Raw genomic sequence first — 26,720 nt, forward strand, 5'->3', positions numbered from 1 at the left:
ACTCACAGATACCTGTCGCTGCCGCAAGGCCTCGCAGGATGTTCCGCGACTTGCACGATGGCGTTCGTGTCGCGTTCGCTCGCCGCTCGCGACAAGAAATGCCCGATGAGCAGATTACTCAAGTGCTGTGCGGTTCTTGCCCTGTTGTTGGGCCTGCAGGGGTGCAGTTCGCTGCTGTTCTACCCGGAGCCTGGCCTGCCATTCACTCCCCAGCGAGCCAAGCTCGAGTACCGCGACGTGACCCTGACCACCGCCGACGGCCTCAAGCTGCGTGCCTGGTGGCTGCCTGCCAAGGCCGGAGTAGCGGTCAAGGGTACGGTGCTGCACCTGCATGGCAACGGTGGCAACCTGGCTTGGCACCTGGGTGGCAGCTGGTGGTTGCCGGAGCAGGGTTATCAGGTCCTGTTGCTGGACTATCGCGGCTATGGGGTGTCCGAGGGGGAGCCATCCCTCCCGGCGATCTACCAGGACGTCGACGCGGCCTTCAAGTGGCTGGACCAGGCCCCAGAGGTCCAGGGCAAGCCGCTGGTGGTGCTGGGTCAAAGCCTGGGCGGTGCGTTGGCCATTCACTATCTGGTGGAGCATCCAGAGCGCCAGGGCCAGCTCAAGGCGCTTGTCCTCGATGGCGTACCGGCCAGCTATCGGGATGTCGGGCGCTACGCCCTGAGCACCTCCTGGTTGACCTGGCCCTTGCAGGTGCCGTTGTCCTGGCTGGTGCCGGACGCCGACAGCGCCATCTACTCCATGCCGCGCCTGACAGGCGTGCCCAAGCTGATCTACCACAGCCTCGATGATCCGCTGGTGCCTCTTTCCAATGGCATCCGTCTGTATCAAGCTGCGCCGCCGCCACGGGTCCTGCAACTGACCCGTGGCGACCATGTGCAAACCTTTGCCGATCCGACCTGGCGCAGCGTCATGCTGCGCTACCTCGATGATCCGCAGCATTTCGACGGGTTGCGCCGCCTGGGGGAGATCCCCAATTACCCGGCGACACCGAATTCAGCAGTTGAACCTCCAGAGAGTCCGCAATGAGTGAAGAACGCAACGCCATCCCCATGATCATCACCGGTATCTGCAGCATCCTCGGCACCGTGGCCTGCCTGTGGTACTACGGCTACCTGCATTTCGCCAAGCCGGAGGATGCGTTGTTGCTCAACGACTTCACCATGCTCAAGACCGTGCCCGGCGAGGATTACAAGATCTCCCTGCAGCCCGCTGCCGAAGTGGCGCAGTGCATGGATGGCGTGCTGGTGTTGTTCGATACCCAGCAAAAAGGCCTGACTGGAGTTCTGGTCAACAACAAGAAGCAGGCTGTGCGCTGCATGGGCCAGGAGACGCCGCAGCTGGAGCAATGATCCTGGCTTGCGGGAATGAAAAACGCCGCGGACCTCAAGGTCCGCGGCGTTTTGTTTTCTCTGCCTCTATATAGGCAAAGGCAGGATCAGCGCACCGAAGAGCGCGGCGCCACAGGCTGGTTGTCGTTGGAAATGGTCACTTCCACGCGACGGTTCATGGCCCGGCCGGATACGCTGCCGTTATCGGCTACCGGGTATTCCTTGCCATAGCCCTGGGAGACGATGCGCGCAGGATCGACACCCATGCGGATCAGGGCCATCTGCACGGAACCGGCACGGCGCTCGGACAGCGACTGGTTGTAGGAGTCGCGACCGGTGCTGTCGGTATAGCCTTCGACGATCACCTTGCGATCCGGGTTCTGCTGGAGGAACTGCGCCAGTTTGGTGATGTTGGCCAGGCCGCTGGGCTTGAGGTCGGATTTGTTGAGGGCGAACAGCACGTCACCGAACGTCACCAGGGTACCGCGGTCGGTCTGTTTGGCGTTGAGGCTGGCCTGCAGCTGCTTGATCTGTGCATCGCGGGCGTCGAGGATGGCGCGGGCGCGTTGGTCACCGGCGTCCTTGAGCTTGATCTCGGCGGTGCGCAGGGCGATGGTTTCCTTGGCAACCTCAACCCGCTGGTTGGTCAGGTAGGCCAGCTGGTCGACCTTCTTCTCGTTTTCCTTGTCCAGATAAGCCTTGTCGGCCTTGTCCATCCAGTCGGAGGCGTCCTTGGTTTCCAGGGCGGCAAGCTTGCTGGCCTGTGGGTTGGCCTGCAGGGCCGAGAAGTTGGTGCGGGCATTTTCCAGGTTGGCGTTCGGCGGGGTGGAGCAGGCCGCCAGGGCTACGCTCATGGCCAACAGGGCAGGGATCATCAGTTGTTTGCGCATAATGTTCGTCCTTTCAATCGATTACGAGTACGTGGGAGTCGGCGGCGGCTTACTGCACGCTGCGCATACCTTCCTGACGCAGTTCCTGAACGCCTTTCTGCGAGTCCTTCAGCGCTTGCTCGGCCTTGGCGGCCTGGGCCTTGCGCTCGGCGACCCGGGCGTCCCACTCGGCTTGTTCTGCCAGGCGGCGAGCGTCGTCGTACTTCTTGTCATGCATGGCAATCTCGGCTTGCTTGAGCTTGTCCTGCGCCGATTTCATTTCTACAGCGGCAAATTCGGTGCCGCCCGCGCTCACTGCGCTATTGACCGCCGATTGGGTAACCGCGTACTGCTCGGAGGGCGGATTCCCGGCACAACCGGCCAGTACCATGCTGCTACCGAGGGCCAGCGCGGCCAGTTTCAGCCCGCGCAGAGAGGTGAACGAGGATTTGGCAGTGCTGATCTTCATGGTCTTCAACTCCATTGGGTAACTCCTGGGAAACATCAAAATCCACCCTGGTCCTGCGCCGTGACGCTGAGTGACTACAAGCGCTGATGGCAAAATTTGAAACGGCCGTTCCAGTGATGGCTAATGGGTGTGACCTGAGGCTTTTTTGAATAGTTCAGAGAAAGATGGCGACTGGCCCAAAAAAAATCTGACTGCTAGGACAACCCCAAAAACCGGGAACTTTTGCCGAGCGCAGGGGTATCCCCGGCACCTTTGAGTGCCGGGAATCAGGCTTTCAAGAAGTGAAAAGCATGGCCAGTCAGTGCTTCGGTTTATCGGCCTGGCTCGACATCAGGTGCAGGTGCTGGCGAGACAGGGCGAGGAAGCGCGGGGTCGGACCGATGTCCTCGTACAGCGGGTCGCCTTCCTCGTCGGTGGCGACCACATGCTGGCCCTGGACATAGGGGAAGCTGGCTTCGAGCTCTTCCAGGGCGGCACCGATCAGTTCTCCCAGCAGCTCCTCGGGCTGGCGCTTGGGGTACATCTCGGCAAGGGCCGCCAGGCGCGCGGCGGCCTCCATGTCCAGGTGGATCCGGTAGCCGGTCCGGCTCAGGCGGCCCTTGGCGTTTTCTTCCCAATGTTGCGCAAGTTCACGGATTTTCATGGTGACCTCAAGAAACCCCCGCTCGTGGCAGGATGAGTTGAGTGGCCCGGTGGGTGCCGGTGCATGGCCCTTGTACGGCCTATTCTTGAGACTAGCTCCGTTGCCGAAGCTTGGCGCCGGCTCGTCCCATGCTTGCTAAGGGGCGCGTGCTAGCGGCACTCTTGAGCCTTCCGTGCTGCCTTCTTGTCTGCTGGAGAACACCTCGATGACCGATATTGATGCGCGCTTGCGCGAAGACGTTCACCTCTTGGGGGAACTGTTGGGCAATACCATCCGGGATCAGTACGGGGAGGGCTTCCTCGACAAGATCGAGCAGATCCGCAAGGCGGCCAAGGCCGACCGGCGTGGCTCGACGGGCGCCGAGTTGAGCGCCAGCCTCGATCCGTTGCGCGACGATGAACTGCTGCCCGTGGCCCGGGCGTTCAACCAGTTCCTCAACCTGGCGAACATCGCCGAGCAGTACCAGTTGATCCATCGTCGCGATGAGTCCCAGCCTGCACCGTTCGAGGCCCGGGTGCTGCCGGAGCTGTTGAGCCGCCTGCGGGCCGAGGGGCATTCGGCCGAATCCTTGGCCCGGCAACTGGGGCGCTTGGAAATCGAACTGGTGCTGACGGCGCATCCCACCGAAGTGGCGCGTCGGACGCTGATCCAGAAGTACGATGCCATTGCGGCGCAACTGGCGGCCCAGGACCACCGTGACCTCAGCAGCGCCGAACGAGGGCAGATCCAGGAGCGCCTGCAACGCCTGATCGCCGAAGCCTGGCATACCGAGGAGATTAGGCGGACCCGGCCGACGCCCGTGGATGAGGCCAAGTGGGGCTTCGCGGTGATCGAGCATTCCCTGTGGCAGGCGATTCCCAACTACATGCGCAAGGCCGACAAGGCGTTGTTCAACGCGACCGGGCTGCGCCTGCCACTGGAGGCGGCGCCGATCCGCTTCGCGTCGTGGATGGGGGGAGACCGCGATGGCAACCCCAATGTCACGGCGGCAGTGACTCGCGAAGTCTTGTTGCTGGCACGCTGGATGGCGGCCGACTTGTACCTGCGGGATATCGATCACCTGGCTGCCGAGTTGTCCATGCAGCAGGCCAGTGCCGCGCTGTTGGCCAGGGCGGGGGATAGCGCCGAGCCTTATCGGGCATTGCTCAAGCAACTGCGCGAGCGCCTGCGGGCCACACGCAATTGGGCCCATGCGGCACTCAGCGCACCGGTGCCGGCGGGTGCCGAGGTGCTGCAGCACAACCGTGACCTGCTGGAGCCGTTGCAGCTGTGTTATCAGTCGCTGCATGAGTGCGGCATGGGGGTGATCGCCGATGGCCCGCTGCTCGATTGCCTGCGTCGGGCCGTGACCTTCGGCCTGTTCCTGGTACGCCTGGATGTGCGCCAGGATTCCAGCCGGCATAGCGCGGCCATGACCGAGATCACCGACTACCTGGGCCTGGGGCGCTACGAGGACTGGAGCGAGGAGGATCGCATCACCTTTTTGATGCGCGAGTTGGGTAATCGGCGCCCGTTGTTGCCCGGGTATTTCAAGCCCTCGGCGGACACTGCCGAGGTACTTGCGACCTGCCGCGAGATTGCCATTGCCCCGGCGGCGTCCCTGGGGTCCTACGTGATCTCCATGGCCGGTGCGGCCTCCGATGTGCTGGCGGTGCAATTGCTGCTCAAGGAGTCCGGAGTACTGCGACCGATGCGCGTGGTGCCTTTGTTCGAGACCCTGGCGGACCTGGATCATGCCGGGCCGGTCATGGAGAAGCTGCTGCACCTGCCAGGTTACCGCTCGCGCTTGCAGGGCCCGCAGGAGGTGATGATCGGTTACTCCGACTCGGCCAAGGATGCTGGCACCACCGCCGCTGCCTGGGCCCAGTACCGGGCCCAGGAGCGGCTGGTGGATATCTGCCGCGAGCAACAAGTGGAGCTGCTGCTGTTCCACGGCCGTGGTGGCACCGTGGGACGTGGTGGCGGCCCGGCGCATGCGGCGATCCTGTCGCAGCCGCCCGGGTCGGTCGCGGGGCGTTTCCGTACCACCGAACAGGGCGAGATGATCCGCTTCAAGTTCGGCCTGCCGGATATCGCCGAGCAGAACCTCAATCTCTACCTGGCAGCGGTGCTGGAGGCCACCTTGCTGCCTCCGCCCCCGCCGGAGCCGGCATGGCGCCAGATGATGGACGAACTGGCCAGCGATGGGGTGCATGCCTATCGCGCCGTGGTACGGGACAACCCGCAGTTCGTCGAGTACTTCCGCCAGTCCACGCCGGAGCAGGAGCTGGGCCGGCTGCCCTTGGGCAGTCGGCCAGCCAAGCGCCGGGCCGGAGGCATCGAAAGCCTGCGGGCGATTCCGTGGATCTTCGGCTGGACCCAGACCCGCCTGATGCTGCCGGCCTGGCTGGGCTGGGAGGCAGCCCTGAGCAAGGCGCTGGCCCGCGGCGAAGGCGAGTTGCTGGCGCAGATGCGTGAGCAGTGGCCGTTCTTCCGTACTCGTATCGACATGCTGGAGATGGTCCTGGCCAAGGCCGATGCGGATATTGCGCAATCCTATGACGAGCGTCTGGTGGAGCCGGAGCTGCTGCCGTTGGGGGTGCATTTACGCGACCTATTGTCGCAGGCGTGCGCGGTGGTCCTGGGCCTGACCGGGCAGTCGCAGTTGCTGGCCCACAGTCCCGAGACCCTGGAATTCATCCGCCTGCGCAATACCTACCTCGATCCCCTGCATTTGTTGCAGGCCGAACTGCTGGCGCGCTCGCGCAAGGAGGAGGCGCCCCAAGGAAGCCCCGTAGAACAGGCGTTGCTGGTCTCCGTGGCCGGTATCGCCGCTGGCCTGCGCAATACCGGCTGAGGGAGCAGGGGGCTGTCGGGCTATATAGGCAAGGCCCTTGTCGGGGTAAATCCAAGGTGTCGCTCAGATTCATCTGGCGACACTTTGTTATGGGGTTGCGACTTGTCCTACCTGGCCAAGCGGGCACGAAAACGCCGGGTTCTTCCGACTTTCGACTGCTTGTGTGGGCTGTGTCGGCTGTGTATCTTGATCAGCCTTTGGCCGTTTGGGCGGCTTTAACCCGATTTTTGAGATTGGCCCGACGAGGCGAATCCGAGCGTTTCTAAATAAAAAATTGAGGAGCACATCGATGCGCGTAATTCTGCTGGGAGCTCCCGGGGCCGGTAAAGGTACTCAGGCAAAGTTCATCACCGAGAAGTTCGGCATTCCACAGATCTCCACCGGCGACATGCTGCGTGCTGCGGTCAAGGCGGGCACCGAGCTGGGCCTGAAGGCCAAGAGCGTGATGGACAGCGGCGGCCTGGTTTCCGATGACCTGATCATCAACCTGGTCAAGGAACGCATCAGCCAGCCTGACTGCGCCAAGGGTTTCCTGTTCGATGGCTTCCCGCGCACCATTCCCCAGGCCGAAGCCCTGGTGAAGGCCGGTATCGAACTGGACCACGTGGTGGAAATCGCCGTCGACGACGAAGAGATCGTCCAGCGTATCGCCGGTCGCCGTGTGCACGAGGCGTCGGGCCGTGTGTACCACACCGTCTACAACCCGCCGAAGATCGCCGGCAAGGACGACATCACCGGTGAAGACCTGGTGCAGCGCAAGGACGACACCGAGGAAACCGTGCGTCATCGCCTGTCGGTCTACCACTCCCAGACCAAGCCGCTGGTGGAGTTCTACCAGCAACTGGCCGCCGCCCAGGGCAAGCCGAAGTACAGCCATATCCCTGGCGTGGGTTCGGTGGAAGTGATCACCGCCAAGGTGCTCGAAGCCCTGAGCTGAATGACCTGATCGTTTGATCGTTCAACGGCCCGCTTGCGGGCCGTTGCTGTTTATAATGCGTCACTTTTTTTCAATGCTATGGAACCCCCGATGAGCACCTTGCTGGCCCTGGACACCGCGACTGAAGCTTGCTCCGTTGCTTTGCTGCATGACGGCAAGGTCACGAGCCATTACGAGGTGATCCCGCGCCTTCATGCGCAGAAGCTGTTGCCGATGATCAAGGAGCTGCTGGCCAACGCAGGCACCACATTGCAGGCGGTGGATGCCATTGCTTTTGGCCGTGGCCCGGGAGCCTTCACCGGCGTGCGGATCGCTATTGGCGTGGTACAGGGGCTGGCCTTTGCCCTGGATCGCCCGGTGTTGCCGGTGTCCAACCTGGCGGTACTGGCCCAGCGTGCCTTGCGCGAGCATGGGGCGACCCAGGTCGCGGCAGCCATCGACGCCCGCATGGACGAAGTCTATTGGGGCTGCTACCGGGAAGTCGCCGGTGAAATGCGCCTGGTAGGTAACGAAGCGGTGCTGCCTCCCGAGATGGCCGCCCTGCCTGAAGGCAGTGGCGGCGACTGGTTCGGTGCTGGCACCGGCTGGGGTTATGCCGAGCGGATCGGCGTCGACCCCATAGGCCAGGACGCGAGCATGTTGCCCCATGCCCAGGACCTGCTCACCCTGGCCCGGTTCGCTTGGGAGCGGGGCGAGGCGATCCTTGCCGATGAAGCACAGCCGGTCTACCTGCGGGACAAGGTAGCCACTCCCAAGGCCCGCTGAATATCCCAACAGGCATGGGACGATGGGCTGGCTGACCTGCGCGGCCAGCGCCAATCGTCCGGTTTTTGACGCGGATCCTGCCCGGATTCAAACCTTTTGGCTTTTCTGTGTTCTAGTTAACACTCAGGCATTTGCTAAGTCGAAGCGGTGCCGCTAAATTGCCATCATCGACCCCGGGCTTTTCAGTATGCGCATAGACGGCATCTCATCCAACTCCTACCCCATCAAGCGCAAGCCTCGCAAAGGCCGGGTGCAGGTAGACGAGTCCCTGGACGATATCGATGCCGCCGATGTCCAACCCGAACCCGCCGCCCAAGGGCGCTCCCAGTCAGCCTCCCGTACCAGCAATCTTCCCGCCCGTCCCCAGGACATGATCTTCCAGCGCGCAATGAAAAGAAGCGTGGCCAATGCCCTGGCCAGCTACCTGACTACCGCCGGTTTCGTCGAGTGGGACATGGAAGTCGTGGGCCTCGACCTGCACATCTGATGCTGCCTTATTTTCTCGGTTGCCCTTCCTGGAGCGAAAACGCCTGGCGCGAGTACCTGTACCCGGAAGATGCCCGGCCCAATGATTTCCTCGGCCTGTACTGCCAGGTGTTCAATGCCGTCGAGGGTAATACCACCTTCTATGCCCGGCCCGCGCCCGCCACGGTGGAACGTTGGGCGCAGATCATGCCGGGGCATTTTCGCTTCACCGCCAAGTTCCCGGGTGATATCAGCCATGGTGGCGACCTGCGTGAGCAATTGCCGGCCGCCGAGAGTTTCATCCAGTTGCTCAGCCCCCTGGGTGAGCGGGTGTCGCCCTTGTGGCTGCAACTGCCGGCCACCTTCGCGCCACAGCGCCTGGGCGAACTGATGGAGTTCATCGATGGCCTGCAACGACCGTTGGCGGTGGAGGTCCGTCATCCGGAGTTCTTCGCCAAGGGCGATGCCGAGCGCATGCTCAACCGCTTGCTGCGCGAACGCGGTGTGGAGCGCATCTGCCTCGATCCACGAGCCTTGTTCAGCTGCACTTCCACGGCGCCCGCAGTGCTGCATGCCCAGTCCAAGAAGCCCAAGGTGCCGCCGCGCCCTGCGGCGTTCACCCAGTTTCCCCAGGTGCGCTTCATCGGCCATCCCGAGCTTGAAGCCAACGATCCGTTCCTGGTGCCCTGGCTCGATAAGGTCGCCGGCTGGATCGAAGAGGGGCGTACGCCGTATGTTTTCCTGCACACCTCCGACAACCGCATGGCCGCCGAACTGGCCCGGCGTTTTCATGCGCGCCTGATGCAACGTTTGCCTGGTTTACCCGCCTTGCCTGAGTTATACAGGGAACCCGCCGCGGAGCAGCTTGGCTTGCTCTGAGGTGCTTTCACAGCCTTCGAGGAGCGAGTAATGGACTGCGCACAAACCCTTCGTGCCAACGCTTTCAAGGCCCTGCATGAGCGTGCCGGGGCTTTCGTCATTCCCAATCCGTGGGATGCCGGTTCCGCCAGGTTGCTGGCTGGCCTGGGCTTCGAGGCCCTAGCCACCACCAGTGCCGGTTATGCGTTTTCCCTCGCGCGTCCGGATGCCGAAGGCGCCTTGAGCCTGGCCGATACCCTGGCCAATGTGCGCGGCATCGTCGGTGCCAGTGAGTTGCCGGTGGCCGTGGACCTGGAGAACGGTTTTGCCGACAACCCAGGGGAGTGCGCCCAGGCCCTGCTGCAAGCGGCGGCTAGTGGCGCGGTGGGTGGTTCGATCGAGGACGCCACCGGCCGTGCCGAAGAGCCCATCTACGATTTCCAGCTGGCAGTGGAGCGCATCGAGGCCTGCGTCGCGGCGGTGCGCAGCCTGCCGTTCACCTTCACCCTGACCGCCCGGGCGGAGAACCAGTTGCACGGCTGCAATGACCTGGCGGACACCATCCGCCGCCTGCAGGCCTATGCCGAGGCTGGCGCCGACGTGCTCTATGCCCCGGCGCTGCGCAGTGCGCAGGAGATCAGCCAAGTGGTGCGGGCGGTGGCGCCCAAACCGGTGAACGTGCTGATGTCCGGCGGCCTGGACCTGAGTGTGGCGCAATTGGCGGAACTGGGCGTCAAGCGCATCAGTGTCGGTTCGGCCTTGGCCCGGGCGGCCTATGGCGCGTTCTACCAGGCGGCGCAGGAGATCCGTGACCAGGGTCGCTTCGATTTCGCCGAGCGGGCGATTCCCTTCGGGCAGATCAATCAATTGTTCAAGCAGTCGTAAAAAGGAATTGGCGTGAGGGCAAGGAAGGTTGTGGGCGCCCTGGTGTTGCTGGGCGCCCTGTTGTTGATTGGCGTTCGGTTGGGCTGGCTGCCGCTGGCCGATGCCTGGAATCCCTGGGCGCCGCTGGATGTGCGGGCCAAGCCCAATCTGTTGACCCGCTTCAAGCTGTCACGACTGCAGGATGACCCACAGCTGTGCGACCAGGCCCTCGCGACCTCGGGCTTGCGCACCAGTCGGCAACCGGACAGTCGTGCCGACGTAGACTGCCCCTTGAGCAATACGGTGCGGGTGCAGGGCGGCGATATCGCCCTGAGCAGCAGCTTTCTAGCCAGTTGCCCACTGGCGGTGGCCTTTGCCCTGTATCAGCGTCATGGCTTGCAGCCGGCGGCGCAGCAGGTGTTTGGCCAGAGGGTGGTGCGTGTCGATCACCTGGGCAGTTTTGCCTGCCGCAACATGTATCACCGCAAGATTGGCTGGCGCAGCGAGCATGCCAGCGCCAATGCCCTGGATATCGCCGGTTTTCGCCTGAGTGACGGGCGCAGTATCAGCGTGCTCAAGGATTGGCCGAAGGACAGTGCTGAGGGGCGGTTTCTGCGGCTGGCCAGGGACGGCGCCTGCGACGCCTTCAATGTGGTGCTGGGGCCTGAATTCAACAGCGCCCATCGCAACCACTTTCATCTGGACCTGGGGCCACTCTGGCGTTGTCGATGAGGGGGTGGGTCAGGCGGCGATCCGCAGGTTCTGCAGGATCAATGGGCGGGCCCAGCCCATGTCGAAGTCCATCTGCCGCTGTTGCTCGATGAGCTCGTGCGCTGGGTAGGGTTCGGCCGGCTTGTCCAGCAGGTCCATCTCGAACTCGGCGATCGGCAGGTGCAGCGGTCGCGGTTCCGGTGCCGGGCCTGGAGCGGGTACGGGCTGGCCGGCGTTGAGCACGATCGGACGGACCCAGCCACTCTCGAAATCCTGCTGGCGTTGCTGGGCAATGATTTCTTCAGGCGGGAAGGGCGGGGCTGGCTTGTCCAGCAATTCCATTTCGAATTCGGCGATCGGCAGGAACAGTGGCTCGGGCGGACGTATTTCGGTGTCCTGCACATCGCAGCCACGTTGATTGACGATCTGGGCCAACAGTTGGGTGCCCCCAGTAGGCTCTACCGGCCCATCGACAGCCACCACAGGTGCTGCTTCAACGCTCGCGCCCTCTCCCCGTTGCTCGGCCAACGCCTGGGCAAAGAAGTCCTGCCACAGATGGCTGACGCCGCTCAGTGCCTGGGAATTGCGCAGGCCATAATCGCCGTGGGGCGAGATGTAGCCTATCGATGTGCGTTGAATGTCTGACATTGCTCTCGGTCGACGCTTGAGCTCTGGCAAAATGGCCGATAGTCCTGTTATCGGCAGTTTTTGCCGATCATTAATTTTTTGAGTGTGTTTTCAGATGAGTGAGCAACCTGCGGCCTGCCGCATCAACGTCGAGGCCCTGGATGCCGGGTTCGAGTCCGAGGCCCGGCAGTGGGCCGAGCGCCTGGGCCTGCCGTTGCAGATCGAGGACGCCGAGTTCGCCTTGCAGGTGGGCCAGCAGGGGTTGCAACTGCAGCAACTGGGGCCCGAAGCGCCAGGACCGGTACGGGTGGACTTCGTCGAAGGTGGAGCCGCTCACCGACGCTTGTACGGTGGCGGAAGCGGGCAGATGATCGCCAAGGCGGTGGGCGTGGCCCAGGGCATACGCCCACGGGTGCTGGATGCCACGGCGGGCCTGGGCAAGGATGGTTTCGTCCTGGCAACCCTAGGGTGCGAGATGAGCCTGATCGAGCGCCAACCCTTGATTGGCGCGTTGCTCGAGGATGGCCTGGCCCGTGCCGCACAGGACGCCGAAGTAGCGCCGATCGTTGCACGAATGCACTTGCTCAAGGGCAACTCCATCGAGTTGATGCGCAACTGGGAGGGGGAGCCGCCCCAGGTGATCTACCTCGATCCGATGTTCCCCCACCGGGAGAAAAGCGCCCTGGTGAAAAAGGAAATGCGCCTGTTTCGTCCACTGGTAGGGGATGACAACGACGCTCCGGCGTTGCTGGAGGCGGCTCTGGCGCTGGCCAGCCATCGGGTCGTGGTCAAGCGTCCACGCAAGGCGCCGTGCATCGACGGGCCCAAGCCCAGTCATGGCCTGGAAGGCAAGTCCAGCCGCTACGATATCTACCCGAAGAAGGCTCTCAAGGCCTGAGCCTCATCGCCGGGCCGGGGATCAGTCCGGCCCTGGACGATAGGCACGCATGAACAGCTCCACCACTTCCCTGACGTGCGCCTCCGCGGCAGCCCCGGTCAGTGGCTGGCCACAGCCGAAGAGCACGCGAAAATTCGCCCCGCCCTTGAGCATGCAGAAAAAGTGCTCGGCCGCATTGCGTGGCTTGTCGATGCGCAGGGTGCCCAACTGGTCGATCTTGCCCAGCAGCCGCTCCATGCCTTGCAACACCCGCTCGGGTCCTGCCTGGATGAACATCTGCGAGAGCTTGGGGTCCTGGCTGCCCAGCGCCATGATCAGGCGGTGCAGGTTGACCGACTCGTCGCTGTTGACCAGTTGATGAAAGCCCCGCCCGATGCTCAAGAGCAGGTTTTCCACGGAGGTGTCGGGTGGCAGCTCGAAGATCAGCGTAGGCAGCTGTTCCTCGCACTTGGCCACGACGGCGGCGGAGAACAGCGTCTCCTTGTCATTGAAGTGGCTGTACACCGTGAGCTTTGAAACGCCGGCCTCGGCGGCGACCGCATCCATGCTGGTACTGGCGTAGCCGTTGCTCAAGAACAGCTTCTTCGCTGCGTCGAGAATGGCTTGGCGTTTTGCCAGATCCTTGGGCCTGCCTGGCCCAACGTGTGCGGCATTATTGTCGGACATTTTTCGCTGTTAATACTGGACTGGTGAGTTTGCTATTAATAACATACTGGCCAGTATAAATATTCCAAGCACCATTAGCGAAAGGTCGCCGCCATGTTCCGCTATGCCCTGCCAGTCAGCCTGGCTTTTTTTCTGTCTGCTTGTGGGCACGAAGAGCCCGTCCAAATTGGCATCCGGCCAGCCATGGTGGTCCAGCCGGAGCCTTCGGCAAGGGCATTGGACAGCTATCCCGGCGAGGTGCGGGCCCGCTATGAGCCGGACCTGGCATTCCGTATCGGCGGCAAGGTCAGCCGACGGCTGGTAGAGGAGGGTGAGCGGGTCAAGGCCAATCAGCCCCTGGCCGAACTCGACCCGCAGGATGTACGCCTGCAACTGGAGGCGACCCGGGCCCAAGTCACCGCTGCCAGCGCCAACCTCGACCTGGTGCGTGCCGAGCGCGATCGCTACAAGGCCCTGCTGGACCGGCAGATGGTCAGCCGTTCCCAATACGATAATGCCGAGAATCTCTACCGCTCCGGCGAAGCGCGGCTCAAGCAGATCAAGGCCGAATTCGACGTAGCCAACAACCAGGCCGGTTACGCCGTGCTGCGCGCACCTCAGGATGGCGTGGTCGCCAAGCGTGCCGTGGAGGTGGGGCAGGTAGTGGCGGCGGGGCAGACGGTCTTCACCCTGGCCACCGATGGCGAGAGGGAGGTGCTGATCAGCTTCCCTGAACAGAACTTCGGTCGGTTCAAGATCGGCCAGCCGGTATCGGTGGAGCTGTGGACCCAGCCAGGGCAGCGCTTCGACGGACAGATCCGTGAGTTGTCCCCGGCTGCCGACCCACGCTCGCGAACCTTCGCCGCGCGCATTGCTTTCAACACGGGCAAGGTCCCGGCGGAACTGGGCCAGAGTGCCCGGGTATTCGTCCAGAGCGGCGAGCAAGTGTCGCTGTCGGTACCGCTGTCGGCCTTGACCGCCGAGGGCGGCGCCACCTACGTCTGGCGGATCGACGCCAATAACACCCTGCACAAGACCCCGGTACGGGTCGGCGCCTTCAACGAGAAGACCGTGCCGGTGCTCGAAGGCCTGAGCCCCTCCGACTGGGTAGTGGCGGCGGGCGTGCATGTGCTTCACGAGGGCCTGCAAGTGCGCCCAGTGGATCGCTCCAACCGTGTGGTCAACCTGGCGGCGAAGGAGTAATCCCCGATGGGTTTCAACCTTTCCGCCTGGGCGTTGCGCAATCGCCAGATCGTGCTGTTCCTGATGTTGCTGCTGGCCATTGTCGGGGCACTGTCCTATACCAAGCTGGGCCAGAGCGAAGACCCGCCCTTCACCTTCAAGGCCATGGTGATTCGTACCAGTTGGCCGGGGGCCACGGCCCAGGAAGTCTCGCGCCAGGTCACCGAGCGCATCGAGAAAAAACTCATGGAGACCGGCGAGTACGACCGCATCGTGTCGTTCTCTCGGCCCGGGGAGTCCCAGGTGACGTTCATCGCCCGCGACTCGATGCATTCCAACCAGATCCCCGAGCTCTGGTATCAGGTGCGCAAGAAGATCAGCGATATTCGCTACACCTTGCCACCCGGGATCCAGGGCCCGTTCTTCAACGATGAGTTCGGCACCACCTTCGGCAATATCTACGCCCTGACAGGCAAGGGCTTTGACTACGCCGTACTCAAGGACTACGCCGACCGCATCCAGATCCAGCTGCAACGGGTCAAGGACGTGGGCAAGGTGGAACTGCTCGGCCTGCAGGACGAGAAGATCTGGATCGAGTTGTCCAACGTCAAGCTGGCGACCCTGGGCCTGCCCCTGGCAGCGGTGCAGCAAGCCCTGGAAGAGCAGAACGCGGTATCCACCGCCGGGTTCTTCGAGACGCCCAGCGAGCGGGTGCAACTGCGGGTTTCCGGCAACTTCCAGACGGTGGAACAGATTCGCAATTTCCCGATCCGGGTCGCCGGGCGGACTTTCCGCATCGGCGATGTCGCCGACGTTCGCCGAGGTTTCAACGACCCGCCCGCGCCGCGCATGCGTTTCATGGGGGAGGACGCTATCGGCCTGGCCGTGGCCATGAAGGAAGGCGGTGACATCCTGGTTCTGGGCAAGGCCCTGGAGGGCGAGTTCGCGCGGCTGCAGAAAACCCTGCCGGCGGGCATGGAGCTGCGCAAGGTCTCCGACCAGCCGGCGGCGGTGAAGACTGGGGTCGGCGAGTTCGTCCGGGTACTGGCCGAGGCGCTGATCATCGTACTGCTGGTGAGTTTCTTCTCCCTGGGCATCCGCACCGGGATGGTGGTGGCCCTGGCCATTCCCCTGGTACTGGCGATGACTTTCGCCACCATGTATTACCTGGGCATCGGCCTGCACAAGATTTCCCTCGGTGCCCTGGTCCTGGCCCTGGGGCTGCTGGTGGACGACGCGATCATCGCGGTGGAGATGATGGCGATCAAGATGGAGCAGGGGTTCGACCGGATCAAGGCCGCCAGCTATGCCTGGACCAGCACCGCGTTCCCGATGCTGACCGGCACCCTGATCACCGCGGCGGGCTTCTTGCCGATCGCCACGGCCCAGTCGGGCACGGGCGAGTACACCCGTTCGATCTTCCAGGTGGTGACCATCGCCCTGGTGACCTCGTGGATCGCCGCGGTGGTGTTCGTGCCCTACCTGGGCGAGAAGCTGCTGCCGGACTTGGCCAAGCTCCATGCGGCCAAGCATGGCGCCGAGTCCAATCCCCACGGTACGCCGTTCTACCAGCGCGTACGTCGGGTGGTGGGCTGGTGCGTGGAGCGGCGCAAGACGGTGATCGTCCTGACCATCCTGGCATTCGTCGGCTCGGTGCTGTTGTTCCGCTTCGTCCCGCAGCAGTTCTTCCCGGCCTCGGGCCGCCTTGAATTGATGGTCGACCTGAAGCTCGCGGAAGGGGCTTCGCTGAGCAACACCGCCGATGAGGTCAAGCGCCTGGAGGCGATGCTCAAGGAGCATTCGGGCATCGATAACTACGTGGCTTACGTCGGTACTGGTTCACCGCGCTTCTACCTGCCGCTGGACCAGCAGTTGCCGGCCACCAGCTTTGCCCAGTTCGTGGTCCTGGCCAAGAGCATCGAAGACCGCGAGAGCCTGCGCAGCTGGTTGATCGACACCCTCAACGAACAGTTCCCGGCCTTGCGTTCACGGGTCACGCGCCTGGAGAACGGTCCACCGGTCGGCTATCCGGTGCAGTTCCGGGTGACCGGCGAGCACATCGAGGAAGTCCGAGCCCTGGCCCGCAAGGTGGCGACGAAGGTGCGGGACAATCCCCATGTGGTCAACGTTCACCTGGACTGGGAAGAGCCGAGCAAGGTGGTCTACCTGAACGTCGATCAGGACCGGGCCCGGGCCCTTGGCGTGAGCACCGCCAACTTGTCCAAGTTCCTCCAGAGCTCGTTGATCGGCTCGACCGTCAGCCAGTATCGCGAGGATAACGAGCTGATCGAGATTCTCCTGCGTGGAACCCGCGAGGAGCGTACCGAGCTGTCGTTGCTGCCGAGCCTGGCGATACCCACCGACAATGGCCAGAGCGTGTCGCTGTCCCAGGTAGCGACCCTGGAATATGGCTTTGAAGAAGGGGTGATCTGGCACCGTAATCGGCTGCCCACCGTGACCGTGCGGGCCGATATCTATGGCAAGGAGCAACCGGCGACCCTGGTCCAGCAGATCCTGCCGACCCTGGAACCGGTCCGTGCCGAACTGCCGGATGGCTACCTGCTGGAGGTCGGCGGAACCGTGGAGGATTCGACTCGCGGCCAGAACTCGGTGAAAGCCGGCGTACCGCTGTTCATCGTGGTGGTGCTGACCTTGCTGATGGTCCAGCTGCGCAGTTTCTCGCGCACGGCCATGGTGTTCCTCACCGCGCCGTTGGGCCTGATTGGCGTGACGCTGTTCCTATTGGTGTTCCGCCAGCCCTTCGGCTTCGTGGCGATGCTGGGCACCATCGCCTTGTCGGGGATGATCATGCGCAACTCGGTGATCCTGGTGGATCAGATCGAACAGGACATCAAGGCCGGGCAGAAGCCCTGGGATGCGATCATCGAGGCGACGGTACGGCGTTTCCGGCCTATCGTGCTGACTGCCCTGGCGGCGGTGCTGGCGATGATCCCGCTGTCGCGCAGCGTGTTCTTCGGGCCGATGGCGGTGGCCATCATGGGAGGGCTGATCGTTGCTACGGTGCTGACCTTGCTGTTCCTGCCGGCACTGTATGCGGCATGGTTCAGGGTCAAGAAGACGTGAGAGCGAGTAACAGGAGCCGGCAGTCCGGCTCCTGTGGGTGACGCGGGGGTTACAGGCTGCCGAAGACTTTCTTGGCCAGGCTGGTGGCTGCGGCGGCCGGGTTCTGGCGAATGGTTTCTTCCTGCTTGCCGATCATCTCGAACAGGCCATTGAGCGCCTGCTCGGTGACATAACCTTCGATATTGGCGTTCTTGGCGTCCAGCACGCCCAGGGTTGCAGCCTGGCCCGCGAAGGAGTTGTACTGCTTGGCCAGGCCGACCTGGTCGGTGGCCTGCTTGACGATGGGCAGGAACTTGGCGCGGATCTGCTCGCGGCTGCTCTTGTCCAGGTACTGGGTGGCGGAATCCTTGCCGCCGGCGAGGATGCCCTTGGCATCGGCCACGGTCATTTTCTTCACTGCATCCACCAACAGGGCCTGGGCCTGCGGCACCGCGGCTTCAGCGGCCTTGTTCATACTGGTTTCCAACTGCTCGACCTGTTCGCCCATGCCGAACTGCTTCATCTTTTTTGCCACTTTGCCGAGGTTGCCCGGCAACTCGATGCGTACATCGGGGTTGTTGCTGAAGCCGCCGGGGGTGCCCAGCTGCTTGACGGCGATCTGCGCGCCCTGGGTCAGGGCATCCTTGAGGCCGCCGTTGGCGTCACCCTGGGACAGGTCGCTCAGGGACAGGGCCAGGGCACTGGCGGAGATCATCAGGCCAGCGCACAGGCTGGTGAAACGGAGCGAGGTACGGAGCATGGCGGCTTCCTTGTGCGGTGAGGATTAACGGACAGCGTCGACACGGAGTTTCAATGGCTGCGCATCGCTGCCATCGAGTTTGACCCCGTTGTGTTCGGTGGTGATGAAGATCAACTGGCCATCGACCTCGATGCGCGCGCTGATCGAATAGGTATGGCCAGGCTTGACCTGGGCCGGATCGTAGTCGAGATGGAAGGGCAGTGGTACCTGGCCCTTGACCGGCCCTCGTTGCTCGGCCAGTACCCGTGCTGGCGCATCGGCCAGGGAGACGTCCTGCAGGGTCACGCTGAGCGTGGCGGCAGGCGGCAGGGCGATCCGTTGCAGGTAGAACACCTCACCGTCGAGGCTGGCCTTGGCCGCTGGCGATGTGGACTGACAGGCTCCCAGCAGTGCGGCAGTGGCCAGCAGGATGAGTCTTTTCATTGCGGTTCTCCCTCTTGAAGGCGCCGCCGATCAGGCGGCGCGGATCAGTATCTAGTCAGGCTGGGCCTCGGCTGCGTCCTGCTCGGCAGCATCTTCGCTGCGGTGCAGGGCGACCTGGCGGATCGACAGGCGAATCTCCGCGGGCAATACGCGCTTGGCGGCCCCTTCGGCCAGTTCTCCCAGCAAGTCGTGGTAGCTCAGCTTGCCGGCGTCGTCGCGCCGCAGCACATCCTGGTCCAGCAGGGTTTGGATGAAATGGCGGAACAGGCTCTTGTCGAAGAACTCCGGAGCGTTCAACCCATGCAGGATCGACAGGCGCTGGGCCATGACGGTACACAGGTCTTCGAGTTCTTCGGCGCTGATGCTGTTCTGGCCGCTGTTGAGCAACAGCGAAATGGCCATGTAGAAGCGCTGTAGGGTCTGGGCGATGCTCTTGGACAACAGGGTCAGCAGGACGAAGTGTCGCGAGCTGGGCGCCGGGCGCTGGTACATCTCTTTCTCGAAGCGCAGCAGGCCTTGTTCGACGAAGGCTTCCAGCCACTGGTCCACCACCGCGTCCAGTTCCTCCAGGGGCCAGCGGATGAACAGCTCGGCCTGCAGGTAGGGATACAGGGCCCGGGTGTAGCGCAGGATCTGCTCGCGGCTCATGCGCGAGGAGCTCTGGAAGAAACTCGCCAGCAAGGCCGGCAGGGCGAAGATGTGCAGCACGTTGTTGCGGTAGTAGGTCATCAGGACGGCGTTCTGCTCGTCCAGATAGAGGATCTTGCCCAGGGCGTCGCTCTGCTCGGCCAGCAACTGCATGTCTTTCACATGCTGGATCAGCGCCCGGCCATCACCTTCGGGCAGTGTGGTGTGGGGCGAGTAGGGCACGCGCCGCAGCAGGGCCAGGTACAGGTCCAGGACCCGGGCCATGGCACGGTCGTCCAGGGCCAGGCGGCTGGTGGAGAGCAGAGCCAGGGCCACCAGGTTCACCGGGTTGATCGCGGCGGCTTCGTTAAGGTGCTGCGCTACCCGTTCGCCCAGGCGATTGGTGGTTTCGTTGAGCCAGGCCGGGCGGTATTGCGGGCCCAGTTCCTGCGCGCGCCAGCCCGGTTGTTCCTGGTCGAGGAACTCTGCCAGCTTGATCGGTTCGCCGAAGTTCACCGCCACTTGGCCGAAACGCTGCTTGAGCGCGCCAATGACCTTGAAGATGTCGAAGATCGACTCCTTCTTCTTGCTGGCACCGCGCAGTTCGCCCAGGTAGGTCCGTCCTTCCAGCACGCGCTCGTAGCCGATGTACACCGGCACGAAGACGATGGGCATGCGCGAGGAACGCAGGAAACTGCGCAGGGTGATGGCCAGCATCCCGGTCTTGGGTTGCAGCATGCGCCCGGTACGCGAGCGGCCGCCCTCGACGAAGTACTCCACCGGGAAACCCTTGGTGAACAGGGTGTGCAGGTACTCGTTGAACACCGAGGTATAGAGCGGGTTGCCCTTGAACGTGCGGCGCATGAAGAACGCACCGCCGCGCCGCAACAAACCACCGATCACCGGCATGTTGAGGTTGATGCCGGCGGCGATGTGGGGAGGTGTCAGGCCATTGCGGAACAACAGGTAGGACAGCAACAGGTAATCGATATGGCTGCGATGGCAGGGCACGTAGATCACTTCGTGGCCCTGGGCGATCTTCTGCACGCCTTCGAGGTGGTTGACCTTGATCCCGTCGTAGATCTTGTTCCAGAACCAGCTCAACACCACTTCCAGGAAGCGGATCGCGGTGTAGGTGTAGTCCGAGGCGATCTCGTTGCCATAGCGCAGGGCCTGGGCCTTGGCCTTTTCCGGGGAAATCTTTTCGCGTTCGGCCTCATCCTGGATCGCCTGCTTCACCAGGGGCTGGTTGAGCAGGCCCTTGACCAGGTTGCGCCGGTGGGAAATATCCGGGCCGATGACCGCGGCCTTGAGGTTGCGAAAGTGTACCCGCAGGATGCGCTGGGCCATGCGTACGGTGCGCTCGTGACCCTTGTTGTGCTCGATCAGCTCCCGCAGATTGATTGGTGCCGAGAACTGCACCCGGGTCTTGCGCCCCAGGATCATGATGCTCAGCAGGCGACGCAGGCGCCCGGTGACGGCCCAGCTGTCGGCGAACAGCAGTTTCCAGGGGCTCGATTCGCTGTCCGGGGACTGGCCCCAGAACACGCTGACCGGAATGATCTGAGCGTCTTCGGCGGCATTCTGGGTCAGGGCACTGACCAGGCGGGTCAGGGTGGGCGGGGCTCCGCGCTTGTCCTGGCGGCCGAGCCAGTCCGGCTCCGGGGTCAGGTAGAAGAAGGCCGCAGGCTCCAGCAGAGTGCCCACCGACACGGGCAGCACTGGGCGGGGCAACCCGGCCTTGGTGCATTCGGTATCCACCACCGCAAGGTCGCTCAGGGATGGGTTTTGCAGGACGTAGAACACCGGCCGGCTGCGATCCAGGTCAAGGGTGAAGGACGACTGATTGATGGTTTCCGAGCGCACCCAGAGGTACAGCAGGCGGCGCAGGGTGCCAAACACGAGACGGCGGATCGGGGAGCGGGTCATACGGTTTCTGCGTGAGTGAATAGAAAACCGAGCAAGCGCTCGGGGAGAGTAGTGTGCCGGATTCGTCGAAAATCGGCAAAAACGCCGCTAAACAAGATTGAGTTGAGAGTTTTTGCGCCTGTCATATACTCGGCCAACTCTCCCGCGGTCTTGACGCTTGCACTCATAGAGAAGCACTCCAAGGGAAAGTTCTCCAGGTTTGGCGGCATAGCGCCAATCCAATAATAAAAAATTGAGGGATGGATTCATGACTACTCGTGAGACTGGCAGCGTGAAGTGGTTCAACGACGCCAAGGGCTACGGCTTTATCCAACGTGAAGGTGGCGCGGACGTGTTCGTCCACTACCGAGCGATTCGCGGTGAAGGCCACCGCTCGCTGACTGAAGGCCAGCAGGTGGAATACGCTGTGGTGGAAGGTCAGAAAGGTCTGCAAGCCGAAGACGTCGTCGGCCTGTAAGGGCTATGCCCTGTAGGAGCGAGGCGTGCTCGCGATAAACGCTATCGCGGGCAAGCCTCGCTCCTACCGAAATTGGAATCAGGCCTAAGCGCAATCAGGCGGTGCGCCAGGTAATCTCTTCCTCTCCATCGGCGCTGATGCGAATCCAGCGATCGGCGGACTCCTCACCTTCTTCCTCGACCCAACTGCCCGGCGCACAGCGCACTTCGACGTTGAGTGCGGCAAAGGCGGCGCGAGCGCAAGCGATGTCGTCATCCCAGGGTGTCTGGTCGCTTTCCAGGTACAGGCTGTTCCATTTGCCCACGGCCTTGGGCAACCACGTCACCGGAACCTCGCCAGCGGTGCATTTGTAGGTCTGGCCTTTCTGGACCCAGGCGCTGCAGGGGCCAAGCACGGTGCCGAGCCAGGCGGCGATGGCCTTGTAGTCGACGTCGGCGTCTTTCAGGTAAATCTCGATATCGGGCTGGCGCATGGATGTCCTCATTGCCGGTCTGAAAATCCATTCGCGGATTCATTCGACCCCGGGTCCATGCCCGAGGCCTTGGGTTCAAATAGGGTTATTGCAACACGAAGTAATCGTAGCGCATCGATACGCTGACCTCGAAAGGCTGCGGCTGTTCGATCACCGCGGCCCGGCGTTCGGCACTGGCGCGCCAGCCATGGGGCGTCATCGCCAGCAGGTTGGCGCGATCTTCCGGCCGTTCCAGGCTTAGCTTGAACTCCAGAACCTCGCTATGGGCCAAGGCCATGCCCTGTGGCACCAGGGCCAGGTGCTTGTCGTCAGTGTATTCACGGACTTCGTCGTACAGGCGTTCGCGCAGTTCCATCAGGTGGCCGCTGGTTGGCCCGACCTTCATCAGGCCGCCACCAGGGCTCAAGAGGCGCTTGGCTTCCTGCCAGTCCAGGGGACTGAAGACGCTGGCCAGGAACTGACAGCTGGCGTCGGCCAGGGGAATGCGCGCCATGCTGGCGACCATCCACGTCAGTTGCGGCGCCCGGCGACAGGCGCGCTTGACCGCCTCCCGGGAGATATCCAGGGCGTAGCCATCGGCGTCGGGCAGGGCCTGGGCCAGCTGCGCGGTGTAGTAACCCTCGCCACAGCCGATGTCGACCCAGCGCTGTGGTGCCCGTTCGGCAGCCAGCTCGGCCAGGCGCGCGGCCACCGGAGCGTAGTGCCCGGCGTTGAGGAAGTCGCGGCGGGCCTCGACCATGGCCTGGTTGTCGCCCGGGTCGCGGCTGTTCTTGTGCTGCACCGGCAGCAGGTTCAGGTAGCCCTGGCGGGCACGGTCGAAGCGATGCCCGGCCGGGCACACCACGCCGTTATCTTGGGTGTTCAGCGGTGCGCTGCAAAGAGGACAGGCAAGCATCAGGCGAGCAACCGGACCAGGGTCTGGTAGTAGATCTCGGTCAGCACGTCGAGGTCGCTGGCCAGGATCCGCTCGTTGACCTGGTGAATGGTGGCGTTGACCGGCCCCAGCTCCACGACCTGGGTGCCCAGGGTGGCGATGAAGCGGCCATCGGATGTACCGCCGCTGGTGGAGGCCTTGGTCTGGCGGCCGGTGACCTGCTTGATACTGGCCGATACCGCGTCCAGCAGGGCGCCGGGCTCGGTGAGGAACGGCAGGCCGGACAGCGCCCACTCCACATGCCAATCCAGCCCGTGCTTGTCGAGGATCGCCGCGACCCGCTGCTGCAGGCCTTCGACGGTGGACTCGGTGGAGAAGCGGAAGTTGAACAGGGCCACCAGTTCACCGGGGATCACGTTGGTGGCGCCGGTGCCGGAGTTGAGGTTGGAGATCTGGAAGCTGGTGGGCGGGAAGAAGGCGTTGCCGTCGTCCCAGTGCTCGGCCGCCAGTTCCGCCAGGGCCGCGGCGGCCAGGTGGATCGGGTTCTTGGCCAGGTGCGGATAGGCCACGTGGCCCTGGACCCCGCGGACCGTGAGCTTGGCGCCCAGGGAGCCGCGACGGCCGTTCTTGACAACATCGCCCACCAGGCTGGTGCTCGACGGCTCGCCGACGATGCACCAGTCCAGGCGCTCCTTGCGTGCCGCCAGGCGTTCGACCACGGCCTTGGTGCCATGGTGCGCCGGGCCCTCTTCATCGCTGGTGATCAGGAACGCCACCGAACCCTTGTGGTCCGGGTAATCGCCGACGAAGCGCTCGGCGGCCACCAGCATCGCCGCCAGGCTGCCTTTCATGTCCGCCGCGCCACGGCCGCAGAGCATGCCGTGTTCGTCGATCAGGGCCTCGAACGGATCGTTCTGCCAGGCCTGGACCGGGCCGGTGGGCACCACGTCGGTGTGGCCGGCGAAGCACAGCACCGGGCCCTCGTGCTTGCCATGGGTGGCCCAGAAGTTGTCCACGTCCTCGATGCGCATCGGTTCCAGCTGGAAACCGGCATCACCCAGGCGCTGCATCATCAGTTTCTGGCAGTCGGCATCGACCGGGGTCACCGAAGGGCGACGGATCAGGTCACAGGCAAGTTGCAGGGTCGGCGAAAGCTCGGCATGGGCCGTCATGGGAAACTCCGGAGACGTTATAGGTAGGAGCGAGGCTGGCCCGCGATGGTCGCGAAGCGGTTTGCCCAAGGCGCCGCAAAGGTTTCATCGCGGGTAAGCCTGGCTCCTACTGTAATGGGGGCAAGGCGCGCAAAATGGCGGATATCTTAAAGCAAAACGGCGGCCTCAGGCCGCCGTTTAGTGCTTTGCGTCGATTCAGGCCGCAGGGGCCGGTTCAGGCTCCGGCGCCGGCTTGGGCAGCGACGACAGGAAGGCCATGACCAGTGCCGCCACGTAGGGCAGCGACTGCACCAGGAGCATGGTCACCCAGAAGCGCATGTCGTTGCTCGGCAGGCCCTGGACCAGGAAGATCCCCAACGCCGCGCCCCACAGCAGCAGCATGATGAACAGCTCTTCCCGAGCCTCGGAAATCGCCACCCAGAAACCATGGCTGTTGGCGTTCTTCGGCGTGCGGAAGAACGGGATGCTGCTGGTGAAGAAACCGTACAGCACTGCCTTGGCGATGGTATGGGACAGGGCCAGGCCGGCCAGGGCCGCGCAGAAGGCATCCTTGAGGTTCACGCCTACCGCACGGCGGTAGAGGAAGATGATCTTGCCGACCTTGAACACGAACAGCGCCAGGGGCGGGATGGCGAAGATCAGCAGCGGCGGGTCCACCTGCTTGGGCACGATGATCATCGCCGCCGACCACAACAGTGCGCCGATGGTGAAGAAGATGTTCATGCCATCGGCCACCCACGGCAGCCAGCCCGCCAGGAAGTGGTAGCGCTGGCCACGGGTCAGTTCGGTGTCCTTGCCGCGCAGCAGGCTGGCGGTGTGGCGCTTGATGATCTGGATCGCGCCATAGGCCCAGCGGAAACGCTGCTTCTTGAAGTCGATGAAGGTGTCGGGCATCAGGCCCTTGCCGTAGCTTTCGTGGTGGTAGGCGGCCGACAGGCCCTTCTCGAACACCCGCAGGCCCAGCTCGGCGTCCTCGCAGATGCACCAGTCGGCCCAGCCCAGCTCTTCGAGCACCGAGCGCCGGGTCATGGTCATGGTGCCGTGCTGGATGATGGCGTCCCGGTCGTTGCGGGTGACCATGCCGATATGGAAGAAGCCCTTGTATTCGGCGTAGCAGAGCTTCTTGAAGGTGCTTTCGTTCTGGTCGCGGTAATCCTGGGGCGACTGCACGATGGCGATCTTCGGATCGGCGAAGTGCGGCACCATGTGCTTGAGCCAGTTGCGCTCCACGCAGTAGTCGGAGTCGATGACCGCGATCACCTCGGCGTCCTTGGCGGTATGCGGGATCAGGTAGTTCAGCGCGCCGCCCTTGAAACCGGCCAGGGGCGAGACATGGAAGAAGCGAAAGCGCGGGCCCAGGGTCTGGCAATAGGCCTGGACCGGTTCCCAGACGGCCGGGTCCTTGGTGTTGTTGTCGATGATCAGGACTTCGTAGTCCGGGTAATCGAGGTTGGCCAGGGCATCCAGGGTCTGCTTCACCATCTCTGGTGGCTCGTTGTAGCAGGGCACGTGGATCGAGACTTTCGGCCGGTAGCCGGAATCGCCTTCCACCGGCAGGAACTCGCGCCGGCGCTTGCGCACCCACACGGCCTCGGCCAGTTCGTGAGCCTCGGTGAGCAGGACGATGAACACCCCCAGGGCGCCCAGGGCCAGGAGGAAGCCCACGGTCAGGCTGAACCAGGTGCTGTATTGCTGGCTGTAGTCATAGCCGATCCAGACCAGCACCGAACCGCAGAGGAAGGCGATGAAGGTCAGGAACGTCCGGCCACGCTGGCGCAGGGCCGAGCCGTCGATCAGCAGGATTGCCAGGGACAGCATCGCCAGGACCACCGAGCCGATGGCCAGTACCCGCCATTGCGGGATGGCAACGACCGGGCCCTCGAAGTTGAATTTCTGTTGGCGGGAGGCGTTGAACACGCCCCAGTAGGCGCCTACCGAACCTTCGTCGCTGGCCTTCCACGGTTGGTCGAAGGCTTCGATGACGAAGTAGTTGTAGCCCTGGCGGTTGAGCTGGTTGACCAGGGTCCGCAGGTAGATCGCCTGGTCCGCCGGGCTGGCGTCAGCCCCTCCACGCATCCGGCCGTTGCTCGGCCAGCCCACTTCGGACAGCAGCAGCGGTTTTTTCGGGAACATTTTCTTCAGGTCGCGAGCCCGGTCGAGCACGAACTGCTCGGCCTTGTTCACTGGAATGAACTCCCAGTAAGGCAGGATGTGCGCGGCGATCAGGTCGACGTGCTGGGCCAGTTCCGGATGTTCTTCCCAGACGTGCCACTGCTCGGAGGTGGTGACGGGCACCTTCACCGCGGCGCGGACCCGGTCCAGGACCACGGACAGTTGGTCGGCGGTGATTTCCTTGCGGAAGATCGCCTCGTTACCCACCACCACCCGCACGACACTGCGTGAGGTATTGGCCAGCTCGATGGCACGCATGATCTCGCGTTCGTTGCGCTCCAGGTCCGGGCTGATCCAGATCCCCAGGGTTACCCGCAAACCGAACTCTTCCGCCAGCCGGGGAATGTCCTCCAGGCTGCCGTCCACCGAGTAGGTACGAATGTTGTCGGTCAGTTTGCTCATGATCTCCAGGTCGCGACGCATTTCATCGTCGGACGGGTACTGGTCCTTTTGTGGGAACTGACCCAGCTGGAAGGGCGAGTAGGAGAAACCGGAGATCTGTTCCGGCCAGTCGGGGGCCGAGACTGGGCGGTTGATCAACGCCCAGAAACCAGTGAACAGCGCGGCGATGGCCAGCACTATCACCAGGTTGAGTCCAAATTTACGCGATGACATAGCTATTTCGGGTTCCAAGAAGTGTGGAACGAGGGAAGGGGCGGCAGGCGCCA

Annotated in this window: 25 protein-coding genes; 13 read left to right on the top strand and 12 right to left on the bottom strand. The window is 63.4% G+C overall.

From position 1 onward, the window contains the following. Positions 1 to 105: 105 nt before the first annotated feature. Positions 106 to 1,032, top strand: a complete 927-nt coding sequence (locus tag ATY02_RS06770; protein ID WP_068583707.1) for an alpha/beta hydrolase — start codon at positions 106 to 108, stop codon at positions 1,030 to 1,032. Continuing rightward, a complete protein-coding gene (locus ATY02_RS06775) occupies positions 1,029 to 1,355 on the top strand; it encodes a hypothetical protein (RefSeq protein ID WP_068583710.1) in 327 nt (108 codons plus the stop codon). The genes ATY02_RS06770 and ATY02_RS06775 overlap by 4 nt, the downstream gene beginning before the upstream one ends. Positions 1,356 to 1,441: 86 nt before the next feature. Here ATY02_RS06775 and ATY02_RS06780 read toward each other — a convergent pair whose 3' ends face one another. The 3 genes from ATY02_RS06780 to ATY02_RS06790 all read right to left on the bottom strand — a co-directional run bounded on the left by ATY02_RS06780 (position 1,442) and on the right by ATY02_RS06790 (position 3,315). Next, positions 1,442 to 2,224, bottom strand: a complete 783-nt coding sequence (locus tag ATY02_RS06780; RefSeq protein WP_068583713.1) for an OmpA family protein — start codon at positions 2,222 to 2,224, stop codon at positions 1,442 to 1,444. Positions 2,225 to 2,273: 49 nt separating this feature from the next. Further along, entirely contained in the window at positions 2,274 to 2,687 is a 414-nt protein-coding gene (locus ATY02_RS06785) for a DUF4398 domain-containing protein (protein WP_068583715.1), read from the bottom strand. A gap of 283 nt (positions 2,688 to 2,970) precedes the next feature. Then, the gene (locus ATY02_RS06790; RefSeq protein ID WP_068583718.1) at positions 2,971 to 3,315 is read right to left on the bottom strand and encodes a pilin assembly protein; all 345 of its coding nucleotides are present in this window, start codon (positions 3,313 to 3,315) and stop codon (positions 2,971 to 2,973) included. 205 nt (positions 3,316 to 3,520) lie between these two features. On the opposite strand from ATY02_RS06790, the gene ppc reads away from it, so the two are divergent. From ppc to ATY02_RS06825, 7 genes are all read left to right on the top strand, one after another. After that, positions 3,521 to 6,151, top strand: a complete 2,631-nt coding sequence (gene ppc / locus ATY02_RS06795) for a phosphoenolpyruvate carboxylase (protein WP_068583720.1) — start codon at positions 3,521 to 3,523, stop codon at positions 6,149 to 6,151. A 289-nt stretch (positions 6,152 to 6,440) separates the two neighbouring features. Then, positions 6,441 to 7,088 (top strand): adenylate kinase, encoded by a 648-nt coding sequence (adk, locus tag ATY02_RS06800; protein WP_068583723.1) that lies wholly within the window; start codon positions 6,441 to 6,443, stop codon positions 7,086 to 7,088. Positions 7,089 to 7,178: 90 nt separating this feature from the next. After that, entirely contained in the window at positions 7,179 to 7,853 is a 675-nt protein-coding gene (tsaB, locus tag ATY02_RS06805; RefSeq protein WP_068583726.1) for a tRNA (adenosine(37)-N6)-threonylcarbamoyltransferase complex dimerization subunit type 1 TsaB, read from the top strand. A gap of 187 nt (positions 7,854 to 8,040) precedes the next feature. Beyond that, the gene (locus tag ATY02_RS06810) at positions 8,041 to 8,340 is read left to right on the top strand and encodes a hypothetical protein (protein ID WP_068583729.1); all 300 of its coding nucleotides are present in this window, start codon (positions 8,041 to 8,043) and stop codon (positions 8,338 to 8,340) included. After that, positions 8,337 to 9,197 (top strand): DUF72 domain-containing protein, encoded by an 861-nt coding sequence (locus tag ATY02_RS06815; RefSeq protein WP_068583774.1) that lies wholly within the window; start codon positions 8,337 to 8,339, stop codon positions 9,195 to 9,197. Before ATY02_RS06810 ends, ATY02_RS06815 begins: the two co-directional genes overlap by 4 nt. 30 nt (positions 9,198 to 9,227) lie before the next feature. Then, positions 9,228 to 10,061: an isocitrate lyase/PEP mutase family protein gene (locus ATY02_RS06820; protein WP_068583732.1), complete on the top strand. Its 834-nt coding sequence runs from the start codon at positions 9,228 to 9,230 to the stop codon at positions 10,059 to 10,061. A 12-nt stretch (positions 10,062 to 10,073) separates the two neighbouring features. Continuing rightward, a complete protein-coding gene (locus ATY02_RS06825) occupies positions 10,074 to 10,772 on the top strand; it encodes an extensin family protein (protein ID WP_068583736.1) in 699 nt (232 codons plus the stop codon). A gap of 9 nt (positions 10,773 to 10,781) precedes the next feature. Here the strand turns inward: ATY02_RS06825 and ATY02_RS06830 are convergent, their stop codons facing one another. Further along, a complete protein-coding gene (locus ATY02_RS06830; RefSeq protein ID WP_068583739.1) occupies positions 10,782 to 11,399 on the bottom strand; it encodes an energy transducer TonB in 618 nt (205 codons plus the stop codon). 94 nt (positions 11,400 to 11,493) lie between these two features. Between ATY02_RS06830 and ATY02_RS06835 the strand changes: the two genes are divergently transcribed. Then, the gene (locus tag ATY02_RS06835; protein WP_068583742.1) at positions 11,494 to 12,276 is read left to right on the top strand and encodes a class I SAM-dependent methyltransferase; all 783 of its coding nucleotides are present in this window, start codon (positions 11,494 to 11,496) and stop codon (positions 12,274 to 12,276) included. Between the two features lie 21 nt (positions 12,277 to 12,297). Here the strand turns inward: ATY02_RS06835 and ATY02_RS06840 are convergent, their stop codons facing one another. Next, positions 12,298 to 12,942, bottom strand: coding sequence for a TetR/AcrR family transcriptional regulator (locus tag ATY02_RS06840; protein ID WP_068583744.1), 645 nt, complete (start codon positions 12,940 to 12,942; stop codon positions 12,298 to 12,300). 93 nt (positions 12,943 to 13,035) lie between these two features. Between ATY02_RS06840 and ATY02_RS06845 the strand changes: the two genes are divergently transcribed. Together ATY02_RS06845 and ATY02_RS06850 are read left to right on the top strand one after the other, a co-directional pair. Beyond that, positions 13,036 to 14,124 carry an efflux RND transporter periplasmic adaptor subunit gene (locus ATY02_RS06845; RefSeq protein ID WP_068583747.1) on the top strand — a complete coding sequence of 363 codons (1,089 nt, stop codon included), beginning with the start codon at positions 13,036 to 13,038 and terminating at the stop codon, positions 14,122 to 14,124. Positions 14,125 to 14,130: 6 nt separating this feature from the next. Next, the gene (locus tag ATY02_RS06850; RefSeq protein ID WP_068583750.1) at positions 14,131 to 17,187 is read left to right on the top strand and encodes an efflux RND transporter permease subunit; all 3,057 of its coding nucleotides are present in this window, start codon (positions 14,131 to 14,133) and stop codon (positions 17,185 to 17,187) included. A gap of 49 nt (positions 17,188 to 17,236) precedes the next feature. Here ATY02_RS06850 and ATY02_RS06855 read toward each other — a convergent pair whose 3' ends face one another. The 3 genes from ATY02_RS06855 to plsB are packed head-to-tail and all read right to left on the bottom strand — an operon-like array spanning position 17,237 to position 20,905. Beyond that, on the bottom strand, positions 17,237 to 17,926 hold the full coding sequence (locus ATY02_RS06855; protein WP_068583754.1) for a DUF4197 domain-containing protein: 690 nt from the start codon (positions 17,924 to 17,926) through the stop codon (positions 17,237 to 17,239). Between the two features lie 24 nt (positions 17,927 to 17,950). Next, on the bottom strand, positions 17,951 to 18,349 hold the full coding sequence (locus tag ATY02_RS06860) for a YbaY family lipoprotein (RefSeq protein ID WP_068583757.1): 399 nt from the start codon (positions 18,347 to 18,349) through the stop codon (positions 17,951 to 17,953). 51 nt (positions 18,350 to 18,400) lie between these two features. Next, entirely contained in the window at positions 18,401 to 20,905 is a 2,505-nt protein-coding gene (gene plsB, locus ATY02_RS06865) for a glycerol-3-phosphate 1-O-acyltransferase PlsB (protein ID WP_068595522.1), read from the bottom strand. A 247-nt stretch (positions 20,906 to 21,152) separates the two neighbouring features. Here plsB and ATY02_RS06870 point away from each other — a divergent pair, with 247 nt between their 5' ends. Then, positions 21,153 to 21,362 (top strand): cold-shock protein, encoded by a 210-nt coding sequence (locus ATY02_RS06870; RefSeq protein ID WP_022642562.1) that lies wholly within the window; start codon positions 21,153 to 21,155, stop codon positions 21,360 to 21,362. 94 nt (positions 21,363 to 21,456) lie between these two features. Here ATY02_RS06870 and ATY02_RS06875 read toward each other — a convergent pair whose 3' ends face one another. From ATY02_RS06875 to ATY02_RS06890, 4 genes are all read right to left on the bottom strand, one after another. Continuing rightward, positions 21,457 to 21,834 (bottom strand): hypothetical protein, encoded by a 378-nt coding sequence (locus tag ATY02_RS06875; RefSeq protein ID WP_068583779.1) that lies wholly within the window; start codon positions 21,832 to 21,834, stop codon positions 21,457 to 21,459. Between the two features lie 85 nt (positions 21,835 to 21,919). Then, the gene (locus ATY02_RS06880) at positions 21,920 to 22,729 is read right to left on the bottom strand and encodes a putative RNA methyltransferase (RefSeq protein ID WP_068583788.1); all 810 of its coding nucleotides are present in this window, start codon (positions 22,727 to 22,729) and stop codon (positions 21,920 to 21,922) included. Further along, complete coding sequence (gene dapE / locus ATY02_RS06885) at positions 22,729 to 23,880, bottom strand: succinyl-diaminopimelate desuccinylase (RefSeq protein WP_068583793.1); 1,152 nt, start codon at positions 23,878 to 23,880, stop codon at positions 22,729 to 22,731. Before dapE ends, ATY02_RS06880 begins: the two co-directional genes overlap by 1 nt. 195 nt (positions 23,881 to 24,075) lie before the next feature. Continuing rightward, positions 24,076 to 26,667, bottom strand: a complete 2,592-nt coding sequence (locus tag ATY02_RS06890) for a glycosyltransferase (RefSeq protein ID WP_068583796.1) — start codon at positions 26,665 to 26,667, stop codon at positions 24,076 to 24,078. Between the last annotated feature and the right edge of the window lie 53 nt (positions 26,668 to 26,720).

The organism is Pseudomonas sp. BIOMIG1BAC, from assembly GCF_001705995.2.
Taxonomy (GTDB): Bacteria; Pseudomonadota; Gammaproteobacteria; order Pseudomonadales; family Pseudomonadaceae; genus Aquipseudomonas; species Aquipseudomonas sessilinigenes.

What these genes read in the sequence shown, in the direction of transcription:
- ATY02_RS06785 (WP_068583715.1), bottom strand. Translation starts at nt 2,687, where the DNA reads ATGGAGTTGAAGACCATGAAGATCAGCACTGCCAAATCCTCGTTCACC.
- ATY02_RS06855 (WP_068583754.1), bottom strand. Translation starts at nt 17,926, where the DNA reads ATGCTCCGTACCTCGCTCCGTTTCACCAGCCTGTGCGCTGGCCTGATG.
- ATY02_RS06880 (WP_068583788.1), bottom strand. Translation starts at nt 22,729, where the DNA reads ATGCTTGCCTGTCCTCTTTGCAGCGCACCGCTGAACACCCAAGATAAC.
- ATY02_RS06840 (WP_068583744.1), bottom strand. Translation starts at nt 12,942, where the DNA reads ATGTCCGACAATAATGCCGCACACGTTGGGCCAGGCAGGCCCAAGGAT.
- ATY02_RS06860 (WP_068583757.1), bottom strand. Translation starts at nt 18,349, where the DNA reads ATGAAAAGACTCATCCTGCTGGCCACTGCCGCACTGCTGGGAGCCTGT.
- ATY02_RS06820 (WP_068583732.1), top strand. Translation starts at nt 9,228, where the DNA reads ATGGACTGCGCACAAACCCTTCGTGCCAACGCTTTCAAGGCCCTGCAT.
- ATY02_RS06845 (WP_068583747.1), top strand. Translation starts at nt 13,036, where the DNA reads ATGTTCCGCTATGCCCTGCCAGTCAGCCTGGCTTTTTTTCTGTCTGCT.
- ATY02_RS06780 (WP_068583713.1), bottom strand. Translation starts at nt 2,224, where the DNA reads ATGCGCAAACAACTGATGATCCCTGCCCTGTTGGCCATGAGCGTAGCC.
- ATY02_RS06890 (WP_068583796.1), bottom strand. Translation starts at nt 26,667, where the DNA reads ATGTCATCGCGTAAATTTGGACTCAACCTGGTGATAGTGCTGGCCATC.
- ATY02_RS06830 (WP_068583739.1), bottom strand. Translation starts at nt 11,399, where the DNA reads ATGTCAGACATTCAACGCACATCGATAGGCTACATCTCGCCCCACGGC.
- plsB (WP_068595522.1), bottom strand. Translation starts at nt 20,905, where the DNA reads ATGACCCGCTCCCCGATCCGCCGTCTCGTGTTTGGCACCCTGCGCCGC.
- ATY02_RS06810 (WP_068583729.1), top strand. Translation starts at nt 8,041, where the DNA reads ATGCGCATAGACGGCATCTCATCCAACTCCTACCCCATCAAGCGCAAG.
- ATY02_RS06790 (WP_068583718.1), bottom strand. Translation starts at nt 3,315, where the DNA reads ATGAAAATCCGTGAACTTGCGCAACATTGGGAAGAAAACGCCAAGGGC.
- ATY02_RS06875 (WP_068583779.1), bottom strand. Translation starts at nt 21,834, where the DNA reads ATGCGCCAGCCCGATATCGAGATTTACCTGAAAGACGCCGACGTCGAC.
- adk (WP_068583723.1), top strand. Translation starts at nt 6,441, where the DNA reads ATGCGCGTAATTCTGCTGGGAGCTCCCGGGGCCGGTAAAGGTACTCAG.
- ATY02_RS06835 (WP_068583742.1), top strand. Translation starts at nt 11,494, where the DNA reads ATGAGTGAGCAACCTGCGGCCTGCCGCATCAACGTCGAGGCCCTGGAT.
- ppc (WP_068583720.1), top strand. Translation starts at nt 3,521, where the DNA reads ATGACCGATATTGATGCGCGCTTGCGCGAAGACGTTCACCTCTTGGGG.
- tsaB (WP_068583726.1), top strand. Translation starts at nt 7,179, where the DNA reads ATGAGCACCTTGCTGGCCCTGGACACCGCGACTGAAGCTTGCTCCGTT.
- ATY02_RS06870 (WP_022642562.1), top strand. Translation starts at nt 21,153, where the DNA reads ATGACTACTCGTGAGACTGGCAGCGTGAAGTGGTTCAACGACGCCAAG.
- dapE (WP_068583793.1), bottom strand. Translation starts at nt 23,880, where the DNA reads ATGACGGCCCATGCCGAGCTTTCGCCGACCCTGCAACTTGCCTGTGAC.
- ATY02_RS06770 (WP_068583707.1), top strand. Translation starts at nt 106, where the DNA reads ATGAGCAGATTACTCAAGTGCTGTGCGGTTCTTGCCCTGTTGTTGGGC.
- ATY02_RS06850 (WP_068583750.1), top strand. Translation starts at nt 14,131, where the DNA reads ATGGGTTTCAACCTTTCCGCCTGGGCGTTGCGCAATCGCCAGATCGTG.
- ATY02_RS06775 (WP_068583710.1), top strand. Translation starts at nt 1,029, where the DNA reads ATGAGTGAAGAACGCAACGCCATCCCCATGATCATCACCGGTATCTGC.